Annotated in this window: 13 protein-coding genes; 4 read left to right on the forward strand and 9 right to left on the reverse strand. The window is 54.6% G+C overall.

Annotation, left to right across the window (positions count from 1 at the left end; all coding sequences use genetic code 11):
- Window positions 1-81: 81 nt before the first annotated feature.
- Window positions 82-810: a hypothetical protein gene (locus tag BM083_RS21780; protein WP_143085796.1), complete on the reverse strand. Its 729-nt coding sequence runs from the start codon at window positions 808-810 to the stop codon at window positions 82-84.
- Between the two features lie 56 nt (window positions 811-866).
- The gene (locus BM083_RS21785) at window positions 867-2,057 is read right to left on the reverse strand and encodes a hypothetical protein (protein ID WP_089872608.1); all 1,191 of its coding nucleotides are present in this window, start codon (window positions 2,055-2,057) and stop codon (window positions 867-869) included.
- Window positions 2,058-2,192: 135 nt separating this feature from the next.
- Between BM083_RS21785 and BM083_RS21790 the strand changes: the two genes are divergently transcribed.
- The 3 genes from BM083_RS21790 (at window position 2,193) to BM083_RS21800 (ending at window position 4,919) form a co-directional block, all read left to right on the forward strand.
- Complete coding sequence (locus BM083_RS21790) at window positions 2,193-3,014, forward strand: IS5 family transposase (RefSeq protein WP_089872610.1); 822 nt, start codon at window positions 2,193-2,195, stop codon at window positions 3,012-3,014.
- A 75-nt stretch (window positions 3,015-3,089) separates the two neighbouring features.
- Window positions 3,090-3,341 (forward strand): hypothetical protein, encoded by a 252-nt coding sequence (locus BM083_RS21795; protein ID WP_089872649.1) that lies wholly within the window; start codon window positions 3,090-3,092, stop codon window positions 3,339-3,341.
- Window positions 3,342-3,716: 375 nt separating this feature from the next.
- A complete protein-coding gene (locus BM083_RS21800; RefSeq protein ID WP_089872611.1) occupies window positions 3,717-4,919 on the forward strand; it encodes a pentapeptide repeat-containing protein in 1,203 nt (400 codons plus the stop codon).
- A gap of 114 nt (window positions 4,920-5,033) precedes the next feature.
- Here BM083_RS21800 and BM083_RS21805 read toward each other — a convergent pair whose 3' ends face one another.
- The 6 genes from BM083_RS21805 to BM083_RS21845 all read right to left on the reverse strand — a co-directional run bounded on the left by BM083_RS21805 (window position 5,034) and on the right by BM083_RS21845 (window position 11,775).
- The gene (locus tag BM083_RS21805; protein ID WP_089872613.1) at window positions 5,034-5,900 is read right to left on the reverse strand and encodes a DNA-binding protein; all 867 of its coding nucleotides are present in this window, start codon (window positions 5,898-5,900) and stop codon (window positions 5,034-5,036) included.
- 759 nt (window positions 5,901-6,659) lie between these two features.
- Entirely contained in the window at window positions 6,660-8,114 is a 1,455-nt protein-coding gene (locus tag BM083_RS21820; RefSeq protein ID WP_143085798.1) for a hypothetical protein, read from the reverse strand.
- Entirely contained in the window at window positions 8,111-9,412 is a 1,302-nt protein-coding gene (locus tag BM083_RS21830; RefSeq protein ID WP_089872619.1) for a hypothetical protein, read from the reverse strand. The genes BM083_RS21820 and BM083_RS21830 overlap by 4 nt, the downstream gene beginning before the upstream one ends.
- A gap of 84 nt (window positions 9,413-9,496) precedes the next feature.
- Window positions 9,497-9,820 (reverse strand): DUF7558 family protein, encoded by a 324-nt coding sequence (locus BM083_RS21835; RefSeq protein WP_089872621.1) that lies wholly within the window; start codon window positions 9,818-9,820, stop codon window positions 9,497-9,499.
- Complete coding sequence (locus tag BM083_RS21840) at window positions 9,820-10,110, reverse strand: DUF8069 family protein (RefSeq protein WP_089872624.1); 291 nt, start codon at window positions 10,108-10,110, stop codon at window positions 9,820-9,822. The genes BM083_RS21835 and BM083_RS21840 overlap by 1 nt, the downstream gene beginning before the upstream one ends.
- A 255-nt stretch (window positions 10,111-10,365) precedes the next feature.
- On the reverse strand, window positions 10,366-11,775 hold the full coding sequence (locus BM083_RS21845; RefSeq protein WP_143085799.1) for a hypothetical protein: 1,410 nt from the start codon (window positions 11,773-11,775) through the stop codon (window positions 10,366-10,368).
- A 440-nt stretch (window positions 11,776-12,215) separates the two neighbouring features.
- Between BM083_RS21845 and BM083_RS21850 the strand changes: the two genes are divergently transcribed.
- Window positions 12,216-12,449 carry a hypothetical protein gene (locus tag BM083_RS21850; RefSeq protein ID WP_089872628.1) on the forward strand — a complete coding sequence of 78 codons (234 nt, stop codon included), beginning with the start codon at window positions 12,216-12,218 and terminating at the stop codon, window positions 12,447-12,449.
- A 33-nt stretch (window positions 12,450-12,482) separates the two neighbouring features.
- Here BM083_RS21850 and BM083_RS21855 read toward each other — a convergent pair whose 3' ends face one another.
- A complete protein-coding gene (locus tag BM083_RS21855) occupies window positions 12,483-12,977 on the reverse strand; it encodes a hypothetical protein (protein ID WP_245756973.1) in 495 nt (164 codons plus the stop codon).
- Between the last annotated feature and the right edge of the window lie 699 nt (window positions 12,978-13,676).

The raw sequence follows: 13,676 nt of genomic DNA on the forward strand, positions 1-13,676 counted from the left end.
CAGGGAAACCGCCAGTAGAGCGATCCCCTCACCCATCGAGGGGTAAATAGACCCTCCGGAGTATCGCGTCTCCAATTCCAATTAGTCCTCGATATCGGCCGTAGTGGAGAGCCAGAACGTGTCGTAGTCTACATTCCAACGCGCCGCATTCGAGGCGACGCCCTGAACATGGTTCTCACCGGTAATCAGAACAACCTGTGAACAATCGTGCTTCTCGCAGGCTGAGACAATATTCTCAAACATTCGTTCGTCCCGGATTGGTCGACGAACATCGCCGAGTCTCGTCCCTATCGTCGTCGCGAAGGCAACCGATCCTAAGGCTGCAATCATCCAAGGAATCGAACCGCTAAATGCCAGTGTCACCGTGATCAGGAGAAAAATGACTGCAAGCCAGCTCATCAACGTCAAGTGTCGAGGGACCAACTTGGCACGTTCTATTAGAGAGACGTCTACTGCTTCCCATTCCACTTCGTGTTTATCGGAGAGCTGTTTGGCAGCCTGAAGACATTGTGTCCGTCCGCCACTCTTCAACGTGAGCTGATTGGCTTTTCCTGAAGCGACCATCTTCGCTGCGAAAGCTAGATTGCCGACGGCAAATGCAGCCAACCGAAGTATGCCGAAAATCACTGCTAACGGGTTCTTCACTACGGTCCACGCAGAATATTTTATCTTCGACGAGTCTCCCTCTGGTGATTCATGGAAAATTCGGTCGAACTCTCCATCGACTTTCTCATCAACTAATGACGGAACACGACGATCGGGATGGCGCACTCCTAAAATCAATAGGTGGTTCGGTTTTTCAGCGCTCATTTCACGTTCATTTTGTGGTGACTGGTTGACGGGGTGTACAAGTCATAGGAGTCAATCTATGGGCTACACTCTGGACTAAGGCTGAAGAAATCGAAATCGAAGCTGGAAGACTCGAGTTCCTCTTCATCCAGCGCTTCGACTCGTTCTACTTCGCTTTCGTCCAGGAAGTCGTATCCTTCGCCGATTTCACGGGTAATCCGCTTAATCACAGCTAAAACCTCTGAGATGCCCGATCGAGTCAGTGTGAGAAGCTCCTTGAGCAACACTACGTAAGCCTTCAAACCTAGCGTCCGAGCAACGAACCCGAGCAAGTATTTTCGCGCCATACCCACAAGGAAAGACGCTACACGACCTGTAACGCCAAACGCTGTTGCAAGAAGGTCAGCGATTAAGATTCCGAGACTCAACAACATATTCTCGATCTCACTTACTGCTTCTTCTGGATCTGCCTCGGTTACCGCACATGCATCATCAACTAATTGACTGAGACTGCTGACTACAGGAAGGAGTGACATACTCCACCGTGTCCAGCTCGTTGTTCGGGTTGTCAATTGGTACGCCAACGAAGCATCGTACCCTAACTGATCCTCGACGAGGCCTAGGACGATTTTGAGACCGGAGAGAACTTGAGCTGCTTCAGGTACGGACTCTTCCAAATTACTTCCATGGAACTTCTCGGGGACTTCGACACAGATGGCAGATGCCAAGTCCCGTCCTGCCTCCACTAATGGTGATTCTTCCTCTGGGAGTCCAGTATACAGTTCCTCCATCTTCGTCGGTACCTGGTTCTCCACCTTTTCTAAGGCAGGATTGACTGCTCGAACAGAGACATCTACCGACACCCTGTCCTTTGAGGTAGATTCTAGTACATCATCTGTCCAATCGAATACAGCAAAGTAGTCACCTGGTTCCACCACATGTGACTCCATCAACGCACTGGACGATTCCCGGGTTAGACACTCCAGAGCATACATATCTACTTGAGGAGAGCCTTCTCCCCAATCCAGCTGGCTATCTCCCCACTTTGGGATATTAGCTAGATGTATATTCTCGCGGTGGGTTTTTGTCGGCAGAGAGATCTGCCCTAACGGTCCCAGCGAGTACGTATTATCCGTTAGAAGCGGTCCATCTACAATCGGGAACCGACCGACTTTCGTCTTGTACTCCCCGAAACCGTCCTCATCAAATATCAAGACGTCCGGCGTATCGAAGCCCTCGTTCGGGTTTACTTCGTACTCAATCAGCATAGGTTCCTCCCATCCGCCATCAATCTCAAACGCCCAGTAACGACGCTCAGGCGACAGCACAAGTTCGCCATATGCTTCTGAGTGGCTCTGTTGAAACCCTCAGAGAGTTACAGGTTGGGCCGGTAGTCTGACCGGATGGAAGCCCTCCCGAAGTCACGGTTGCTCCGGTTCGTTGAGCAGGCGTATCACTTGGCTCGACGAGCTGTTGCTCGCTACTCCTCAAAGTTCTCGAAACGACGGTACACACTTCATCAACACATCGTCCTCCTCTGTCTCAAGGTTCGGAAGAATACGACGTATCGAACGCTTCTTGACGAACTTATCGAGATGCCCCGGATTCGGAGTGCCATTGATCTGACGGAACTCCCCTCACCTTCGACGTTGTGTAAGGCGTTCAAGCGACTCGACATGGCTGTTTGGCGGGTTCTTCTCAACCTCTCAGTCACGCTTCTCCCGACCAATGGTGTCGTTGGGATTGATGCCTCCGGTTTCGACCGGAGTCACGCCTCGAAACACTATACAAAGCGAACGGAGATGACGATTCAGCAGTTGAAAGTCACGCTCCTCGTAGACACAAGGTCGAACGCAATCATTGACTTACACGTGACGACGACACGAAAACACGACTCACAGATCGCACCGTCGCTCATCAAGCGGAACTACGGTGACGTAGAGATTCTCCTCGGTGACAAGGGATACGACGATCAGAAGATTCGTGTCTTAGCTCACGAGGAGGGTGTTCGCCCGCTCATCAAGCACCGCGAGTTTTCGTCGCTACACAAGGCGTGGAACGCTCGGTTGGACGCTAACCTCTATGGTCAACGGAGTCAGAACGAGACAGTAAACTCCCGCCTCAAGCGCAAATACGGTGCATTCGTCCGCTCACGCTACTGGTGGAAACAGTTCCGTGAACTCGCTATTGGCTGTCTCACACATAACATCGACAAGACACTCTGAGCGTTAGATACCGGTAGTACACTTATCGCGCTGTACAAGCCAATTATATAATGGATGGGGAGCATAGTATTCGACATGGGCGACTCCGACAACCTCCCCGAAGCCGAAATTCGGCGCGCTGTGCGAGAAGAGATGTCAAGAGCGGGGCGGTCAGTTCTCTCAACTGTCTTTTGGACGATACTAGCAGCATTCACGGTTCTCGTTGGCCTTCAAGCGGTTCAAATGGCATTCTACACAACTGGCTTGGCTGCTGTGGCCTTTATTGCGGTTGGTATACTCGTTACGGGCGCTAGCATCTATCTCCTTTATCTCCTTCACTGGGCCTAGCAACGTGATGATACGATTGTAGAATTGAATCGACCATCCGCAGTCCTATCTAACGGCAGATTCATCCGGGGAGCTATCAAAACAATAGGGTTTCAACAGAGCCTTCTGAGTATACTATATCAAGGGTCTCGCCATCCGGAGGTTGGGGTGTGGGTAGACCGCTTTCAGAGTCTGCTCCTTGAACCCCACCCGTCCCGAGGAGATATGTACCTCCGATGACTGCACCAGATTTAGTCAGAAACTGTCGACGAGACCTATCCATTCAAATCCCAATTTATAGCCCACTCAAAAATGTCTATCCCTGAGGTATCTACGAATCTGTATGATATTCACTGAGCCACATCTATTTTATTACATTCCGAACATACCGTCTCTATGACTCTTAAAGAGGGCATCTGTGGTCACCAACCCGATCACACGATGGGGAACATGCTGCATAAGATGTTTCCGCGCCATCTGCTCCAGAGCGACGAGGACTATGTCTGTCAGCGTCCGGAATGGAACGACACTGGCCGCTGCATCCTTCATGCCGAGGTAGAGTCCAAACCAGCGGATGAAGTCCGCGAAGCGCTGAACCAAGATGGCCGCCTTGACGACCTCTATCTTCGAAACACTCGCGTCGACGACGTCACTATCGCGGACCAGGCGATCGTCAATGCAGATTTCCGGCGTGCGATTCTAACTGATGTTTCTTTTTCCAACTGCTATCTCTGGGATGTCGACTTCTCAAACGCCGGCCTGAAACAGGTCAGGTTCTCCAACGCAAATATCTTCCAAACATATTTTCAGGGGGCAACATGTCGAGGAATCAGCTTTCGAGAAGCAAGACTACCTGACACTCGGTTCGATGGCGCACATCTTCGAGGAGCGAACTTCGAACGGGCTAACGTTGAGGAGTGTACCTTCGATAACACGGATCTTCGAGATGCCGACTTCGTGGGCGCGGCACTTTACCACACCTCGTTTCAGAACGCCCGAATTGACAATGACACGGATTTCGGTCGCCAAACGTGGTACGAGGGCGGCGGCTTAGTCCAGTCCATGGTCGGTCAGCGTCCCGGGATCGACGACGGCGAGCTCATGATGCACGACCACCGGGACCCGAATGAGGATCCGTATGAACGGGCGGCGTGGCAGTACCGAATGTTGTCGCAATTGTATCGAGACAGCTCTGAGCCGGAGCAGGCCCGGGAGTACTACATCGATGAAAAGAATGCTCGCCGCGTGCTGTATCGCCGGAAGCGGAAGTTTCGGTCATATGTGAAGGCGGAGCTGTCGCGGTGGGTCACACGATATGGGGAGAGTCCATGGTTCGTAGTCGGGTGGTCGTTCGCGGTGATTGCGGCAGCTGCGGTGTTGTTCTCGCGTTTCGGTGGTATTCGGCAGGGTGGGGAGGTGGTAACCTCTGATCCGATGCAGCTGTTGTATTTCAGTGTGGTGACCTTCACTACGCTAGGATATGGTGATTATCAGCCAGCGACAGGCCTGACACAGCTTATTGCCAGTACAGAAGCCTTGCTTGGAGCTTTACTGATGGCTCTATTGGTATTCGTATTGGGACGTCGAGTGACGTGGTAATCGGTGAGCGAGGTTGTGGCTGCGCGCGCAGCGAAGCGAGCACGGAGCGGAGGGTGGGGCGGCGGGGTCTGGGTCGGTCCGGCACACAATAAAAAAGAACGGCTCTCATCCGGCCTATTCTTCCCACCACCGACCGCGCTCTGGGAACTCGATTCGCGACCAGCCCGTAATTGCGAGACTGCATCGGCCCTGGTACCAGTTCTTCTTGACCGCCCTGAACCTGACTGTCTGCCCCTCTCGAACCACCGTTTTTCCACTCTTCTCCCAGACCGTGAACTTCGTTCGCCCGCTTTCGTCTTCGATCAGTCCGACTTGTTGGATGTTCGACGACGAGGGAGTCCAGAGCTGCGTGATTTCGCCTTCGACCGTCACCTCCCCGACCGGGACGTCCGGCACATCCGCGATGGGCACGATTGCTCCGGGGACCGCCTTCTGCTCCTTCAATGTCTCCAACACCGCCTTCGTCACGTCCTGCCCGCGCTGCACCTTCTCGGCCAGCTGCTCCGCGACGACCGCTCTCGACCAGCCACCATCGATACGCTCACTGATCCGCATCGCCTGTTTGTTGACTTCCGCGAGCTCGCTCTGTGCGAGATTCTCTCGGGGATCCGTTCGGGCTTCGGCTTCCGGCTCGTCACGACCACACTGCTCGCTGACGACCTCTCGCGTGCGCTCCTCACGTCCGTCCTGCGTCCCCAATTCGGCCTGAGCACTGATGCGCTCCAGTTCGGCTTCCCGCGCCTGAATGCGCTCTTCCTGCTCGAGGGTGGCACCGTGAATCCGGTCCTCGCTCGTATCCGCGATCCCGTCCGGGTGGTTCGCATCCACCTTTGCCTGCGTCTCCTGCTCGACCGTCGCCTCGAACTCCGGCGTCTCGTCGACGACCTCAAAGCCGTCTTCATCGACCGTCTGCTTATCCGCCTGTTCGAACGCCTGTTCATCGACCGAAACTACATCCGTGGTGACGTTGTTACTTGACATTGGAATCACTTACAGGGTGATTTCCGACGAAGGCGCTCACGCGCCGACACCGCGATGCTATGACATCGCGGTTTTCCGACGACACCGACCGACAGAACCATCTGCGCGCTCTCGCTCGCGCCTTCGCGAGCGCCCTATGGGCGCGAGCGAGAGCGCGCCCTAGTGAGGCGAATCATCCAGCACCGCGCGCCGACCCGCCCGGAGCGAGCGGCCAGCGGGATATGCCCGCTCGTGTCCGGCCCGGACTGCGGGTCCGTGTCCAGGGCGACTGTCGCCGAGAACGCGCGCCGCGGTGTGGCGCGCGCCAGCGCAGGCGGCACCAAGCCCTGGAACGCGAAAGCCCGCGAGGGGCGCAACCGACGGGGATACCCGCTGGCGTCGAGGGCACATGCATTTTAGCCCGGAACGGGCGCGGGCGGTGCGGAGAGCGCCCGCATGCCCGGAATGGTCGGTCGCGAGCGACGCGGAGGGCGGCAGCGGCGAGCGGGGCGGGCCGTAGAGAAACACGGTTCAACCGGGCCTGGCGCTCAGTGACACAGCTGATATCCTGGTGGACTCAGAAAGGGCGAGGCCGTCTCGGTCGTCCCCCGACCCCGCAAGCACCACAGGCACGAGGAGCGCAGCGTGGGTCGCGGGATGCCGAGCGGTCGAGGGCTTTCGTTGCGCTTGAAACGACGGATTCGGGTCAGAAGCCAACCATTGCTCGTTCCTCTAGCTCCTGGTATTCGTCGTACTCGAAGGAGATTCTAGTTCCTCGATTCAGATTAGCGGCATATCCGCGAAATATCGCTCGAAAATCGGCTCAATTTCTTTCTCGGATGCCAAACAGCGTTGTAGCTGTTTCTCAACTACACGACGGTGGACAATCAACAGCCTTGGACGCTGGAGGTACCTGTCTCGGTAATCCTCTTGCAACTGGCCGACTTCCCGCTCAACACGAGCAAGACCAGCGTCTCTGAACGCTGTTGGCTCGAACAGCGGGTAAATTGCTGAACGAAAGTCACCTCGAATGAGCTCGAGTTCGTTCGCGACAGTCGCTGCCAGATATGCTGCCATGAGCATTGCCAGCGCATCGGCAGTAAAGATCACGAGATGAGTCTCTTCATCGTAGAACTCGTCCATCTTATCGAAAAACTCGATTTCCTGTTGACCCTTGAATTCCAATATGACGAACGCATGTGCGACCTGGTCGGTGTTGATTGATTCTCGCTCCGCCCGTTCGAGATACTCGTCGTGTTTCCCACGAGCTTCCTCCCGACCGAATTTCGCACGATCTGCGGACTTGGCGTCGACGACGCCAAGAATCGATTCTGAATACTTGCTCGAATCGAGGGCTGGAATATGAAATAGGTTATCGGGGACGCTCTGACCACTGTCGTCTTCCCCGCCTTCTCCTGGATAGGTCGAGAACAAGTGTGAGAAGACGAGTTCGGTGACCGTCTCTAAGCGATCACCGCCAGAAAGATGTCCTGTCTTCCGGAGCAATCGCATATGATTGAGTTCCGTGAGAATGTATCGCGGGTTCATATTCACCCGGTGAACGAGATCGCCAGCCTCCTCGTATCGCTCGTCGACGAACTTCTGTTCCATTGCCTGAATCGCTTGGGCGGTCTCGGTCATCGTCGAAAGATGCCCGGATGTCTCTGCTAAGGCCGAGAGTGGTGTTGCGTAGACGAGACTCCCAGTCGAAAACAGTGAAGCGAGTTCAAGGAGGTCCTCTAGCTTCCCTTCTGTTGTAAGCAACAGTGTTGGTTGGTCGTCTCGGAGCGCCTCCGCGTATATCTCCATTACCTCCCGCTCAAAGCGAGCCGGAGCGACTGGCATCGTGAGGCGCAATCCAGAATCGGTTATTGCGGTGACTCGGCGTGGCAGATCAAACGCTACTGAGCTGATATCCTCTCCGATGTGGTCGGCGACAGTCCGGAGGAGAGATTCGAATTCGATATCATAGAAGGTGTACTCAGCGCTATTGATGGTGAATGTGTGTGGATATTCTTCTCGCCGACATTCCAACTGTACGTCTCCGCCATTCCGTTCGACTACTTGGCAGCTTATCCGACACCCGTCGTGCTGGCACCTGTTCGGGAGTTCTTCGCTCGCAGTGACGAATTCCGTTCCTGCGAGGGGTTCTGGGAGGTTTTCATCTGTGTACCGACCGTCGCTCCCTCGTCTATCGATGACTGACTCAAGTGCTTCGACTGTGTTTTCGTTCACAATACCCCCTCTTGATCGAAGAAATACGAAAGCGCGAGTTGTGTCTCCGAGCCGAGCCGAGATCCATCGACCGACTGTGGTCCTGTTTTACGGGCAGCAACGTGTCGCCCGTCGACGTTGAGGACGAGGGCTAGACTTTCGTTGCTTGCTCGCTCGAGAAACTGAAGAAAGCCGTCTTCGATGTCTACCTGCTTGAACACTTCATCGAGATTTGTTCTGCCGATTAGTCGGAACTCCTCGGTGCCGAGATTGGGGTCGTCCTCGATCTCTGAGCCGGATAGTTCGATATTTTGAATCTTAGATTTGAGTCGCTGTTTCCGTTCGGCCCCGTGTGGTGACGCGTCGACTGCATCGAGAGCAGCTTCCGAACGGTCGTCGATCAACCCTGTCATGTGTTCAATTGGGTTGTCGCTGATATCGACCGATTCATGCGCCTCTTCACGGAGTTCGGCTGCCTCAGTAACGGTCTGCTTTTCTATCGTGCTCGTGACCGACTCGATATCGAAGGCGTGCTCGAAAAATCCATTGAGGACGCCAGTCCACCCGCGCCTATGCTCGTCCGTGAAAACAATGAGTGTCTTGTCCGACTCGACTTTTAAGAGCACCCGCATCTGTTTGAGCTCTCGATAACGGACCGTCGACAGTTCCGGACGCTCTGGAATCTCGGTGTCACCGTTATTCTCTCCCTCTCGGAACTTAAACGTCAGTTCTTCAGTTACACCGGCTCCTTTCTCTGCGAAGATCTGGAGGGACGCTACAGACTCGTCGGTGAGTTCCTGCTGTACGAGCACTGCCTTCGCTCGATTCTCCCGCTGGTTCCACGACTTATGAAAAGAACTGATCCGATTGGTTAGGTTCGATAGCGAGATCTTTTCGTCGAGGACCCACGTTCGCTTCATCTCGTTCTGTTTGATCCGTGCGGAGACGATGAGCTGCGCTAGCTGCTCCTCCAGTTCGAGTTCATGGATCAAAATCGCCAGTTCATACAACGTGTCCGGATCTCGTTTCTCCTCAGGGACGTTGTACGCCTCGTTGAGATATGCGACAGCATGGACACGATCTACGTTCTCGTCTGCGACCTGGGCGTGAGTCTGGATCCAACTTCGCGTCTCCTCGGGCAGTGCACCTGCCAGAAGACGTCGCCAGCCTTTCGGGTCGTATTCGTCTGGATCGCAGTACTCCTCGACACTCTCAAAGTAGAAGTGGTTGAACACCCGGCAGAGCACATCAGATGACCGATGCTCAAGTCGGTCGTAGAGTTCGACGTCTTCTACATCTGAAACGGTCGGTACGCCCATACAATCAGTTTCATTTTAACAATCAACATATAAGCATATCGGCGTCGGTTTATTGATCTGTTCTAACAGGGGCGTGACCGGCGTCTATTCTACGAAATGCTCGTCGAGGTCGTGGGTCCAGTACGTTGCAGGCCCACCGGGACTACAGCGAGCACAGAGCTGTAACGGTCCTTCGAGATGCCCGAGTTCAACACGGAATCGCGTGAGTGCAGTGAGCGCGTCGACGACGAGTCCACAGCTATCACAGGCGTGGTGATCCCGATCGTCGGGATCGGGATGCTCTTGGACGGCACAGTCGACGCAGATCTGGTGGGTGACTCGCTCGTCTTTCCCCCATGTATGCGCCGTGCCTGCCGCGGATCCGGGTACTGCCTCGCAGAAGGCACACCCGGAGAGCGTCTGCTGCATCACTCGTCCGCCTCGCCGGTGTCGCGGGCAGCCGACCAGCCGCGATGGAAGACAGCGAGCTGTAGAATCGAGTCAAAGGCTTCGCCACTTGGTTCGTGAACCAGCACTCGCTGCTCGATGACCGCCGTCACGACACCGTCGTCGACGAGGTCACTGACGACCTGTCGCGCCGTCGTCTCGTCGACGTCTGCCGTCGACACTCGGGCCGCATCTCGGTCCTGTGCGAGGAGTTCGGTTTCGAGCCGTTCGTAATCGGCTGCCGTATCATCGAATGCGTCTGAACCAGTCATGTGAATGCACGCTCCGGCACGCTCGTAGGCGCGCCTCACGCCTTTCGGCGTCGACAGACCCTGTTCCTTGACTGGGGGAGTACTGGGAGACTCACCGCTTCGGAGAAGGGATAATGCACAACTTTCTTTCACCGTAGTTGGCGGCGAGTCGTCTCCTAGAGACAGAGCGTGAGTTGAGCAGATACTCGCCGAGAGCGATCTGCTCCGAACAAAATCGTGGGTGTCTCACTGGGTTGAGGCACTTGATAAACGCCATCATACGCCAAGTTTCACCTTCCGGAAGCTCGTGCCGTCGAAAACCATCTCGTAAAACTCGACAGGTGGGGAATCGCCGTCTTGACTGCTTTCGGAGAGGATCCGCATTACCTCAAAACGGTCCTCGAGGCAGGTTCGTAGCCCAAATACAACTCCTGCAAGTTGGGATAAATCAAATGTGACCTTCCGACGAGGACCTTCTGAATCTAACAAATCGGGAAGTACCATGCGTATTTCTTGTTCATGTTCCCACTGCTCCAGTTTCGTCGTTGTCATACTGCGGAAGTGATCCCACAGGTCATCACGCCAGGATTCCTCATCCTCTAAGATCTCGTCCACAATTGGGCTGGTCTCTCCGTCCGCTGTGGAATGCCATGCCGACTCGAGCGTCGGGCGTGGAAGATTACCTAAGAACTTAAAGAAGTTCACCTGGGGAGGAGGGGATTCATAGTCAACAGCGTACAGCGATGCCTGAATCTGATCAAATATGGGCTCCGAGCCCTGCCATCCGGTCCTCCCATTCACATTGAGCTCTGACCATGCCCCATCAGATTGGCTGTCAGTGCGGAACATCAAGGCAGCGCCTCGGTGTTCGTCTGCATATGTAGCCCACATGGAAGGATTTGTGCATTCCCTTGCAAAGCATAGCGTGTGCCAATTCGGATGGATGAGCGAATCACAGACTTCCCTCACGTATCGGCCAGGAAATGACGCGAATAAGAGAATTTTCTTCTTCATGTGCAGTTCAAGCTCATCGGCCCCAGTCTGCAAGGCTTGCTGTAGGAACGCATGCGATTTGTGGGAGCCAACGTGCGATGCCATAGACTCTAGCCATTGCGTTTCGTCCTCGTCATCCATGACGGCAGAAAGACTATCCAGAATCTCCAAAACGGTGTCTGGGTCTGCTGAATTCGGGACCTCGAACAATGTTTCAGGAATAATATTTGAATCTCGCAATATATCCAACACAGATGCGAGCGCCGGAAAGTGGAGAGCCGACAAGACCAGTTGCAGACTTTTCCTTCTCAGCGGTTCTGGAAGGGAAGCTAAGCTCGAAGGGACTCTTGCGAATCCTCGCTCATGGAAGAAGGATTGACAGACGGAATCGAAGAGTTCACGATATTCATCGGTGGGGAGGCTGTCACGAGTGAGTTCGGGTTGGATGGCATAGTCATCGAAACCGTCGTCATCGAATATTAGGCAAGTATTGGCCGCCGAAAGGAGATTCAAGAGATAATGCCGGAGCAGATTCTCCCACAGGACCTCATCCCCTTCCCAAAACACGTCCTGATAACCCTCAATCGGGTCGTTAAAATCTCGCGGTGAGGAGAGTACCAGTTCCTGGTTCTCAAGCTCGTGGTATCTATTGAGTAAGTTCTCCATTGGGCGAAACCGATAGACAGTGGTCATACCCAACCATCCTCATGTGGCGTTTAACGCTTTGCGGTGGGACGGCCAGCAAAGACAAGCGGTCCACCAAACCCACGGCAGGAGCTTTCTGGGGTCGCGATGTCGGAGCTACAAGTCCACGAAGAACTCGATACGTAGGGGGAGCGTAATCTGAACCCAGCAATATTATTATATAATTATAAAATTATGAGTTTATTATGGATGAACTAGCTATTTGGCTCTAATTATTGATGGCAACACTACTGCACGAAATGCGCTCTGTATTTTGCAGGAGATTCAGACAGCTGCCGCACAGTTCTGAACAGCAAACATGGACTGACGCTCCGTCTCTAGGAGCAGAGTCACTAGTAACTACGGTGAAAGAAAGTCTCGAATCAACCCTATCCCCTGAAGCTGTGAGACCCCAATCATCAAATCGGGAGACACCGATACACTATGTAATGGAGAACTCGCGGACGCCGCTCACCTCCAGCGAGGAAGCCGCGCTCGACCACCTCGAGCAGTACTTCGACGCTGCAGACGATGACAAGACCCCGACGAGAGAGGACGCCGTCGCCCATCTCCTCGACCAGGGCAATGAGCGTGCCGACGCGCGGGCACATATCGAGCAGTTGCTGTTGAAGGGCTACCTCTACGAAGTCGAAGACGAACTGCGGCTGCCATCGCGACTCTGACGAGAGCTGACTGCCGTTCCATGTGGCCAGCTGTTACAGCCAGAATATCGCGACGACGATTGCGAAGACCACGAGCGCACCCCACGACTTCATCTCCCAGAGCCGTCGCCCGACTCGCCGACACAACCGTCGGAGCTGATCTCGGAGGGCTGCACGGCGTTCTGCCTCTAGGACGTTGACCTCGTCGTAGTAGTCGCGTCGATCCGCAGGCAGCCTCCGGAGTGTTGTCTGGCACTCGCTACAGGTGTACTCGAACTCCGCCCGAACATGTTGCCGACGGAACTCTCGCTCACCGCCCTCGTCGAAGCTCGTCACCTCATACACCAGGAGTTTCGAGACGAAGCGGCGTGCCCCGCACTCTGGACACCGATCCATCTCGAGCGTTGGTGTCCCGTCGTCGCTGCTCCCTTCGTCTAGCCATCCAGACTGCCGAGATTGCTCGCCAGTATCTCGTGGACTCGCGTGGTTCTCTGAAGACGATGCGGTCGCTGACTCGGAGTTACTGAACGTCGACATGGTATCACTCACTGACCGCACTCAGCTGTCCAGGCTCCTTCGCACGCCAGGAATCAATCCGAATGATCGTGACTGCTGAGCGCCGTCACCCTTCGTCGGCGCGAACAACAGCTCTCTGACCACACGCCCTCTATTTACGTCCATATGCAGACTGACACAAAACGCGAAGGACTCATCCTCTCATGGAGGACGTCATATGCTCCCCACTCCCGTTACACCGTCAGCTAACACCCTGGCTTCACGGTGGAGTATCTCTAGTCCTCTTCCCACATTCATACGCACTCTGAAAAATCAATCTCCGCAAATTGAGTGACCTCAACCAGTCCTGTCCAGTCCTCGCCTCTCTGCCCACTCCCGACCGATACCTCATCACCTGTCTCTCTCCATCTCACCACTCGCCCAACGCCGCTCGCTGTGTTATCCGCAGCTGATAACTTTCCAAGTTCCACCCCTACTCCGATCTTCCCTGAATCCCCTCCTTGCAACACACCGGATTCACACCTCGTACCCCACCCTTCCTTTGGACGAATATCGAGGTGCGAACTCCGACTTGACGGCTACAGAATTGCATAGGATAGCGGAGGACTATTTTGAGGTCGTTATTTGTTATATGAAAACGAGACTCGAGATTCTCGTCGATATATGCAACGTGTGACGGCCGCTACCCGCTGAATATCGGCGAAACGGGAAATTAGGCGAATAAGGTTACCT

This window comes from Halogranum rubrum, from assembly GCF_900114455.1.
In the GTDB taxonomy this organism is placed as follows: domain Archaea; phylum Halobacteriota; class Halobacteria; order Halobacteriales; family Haloferacaceae; genus Halogranum; species Halogranum rubrum.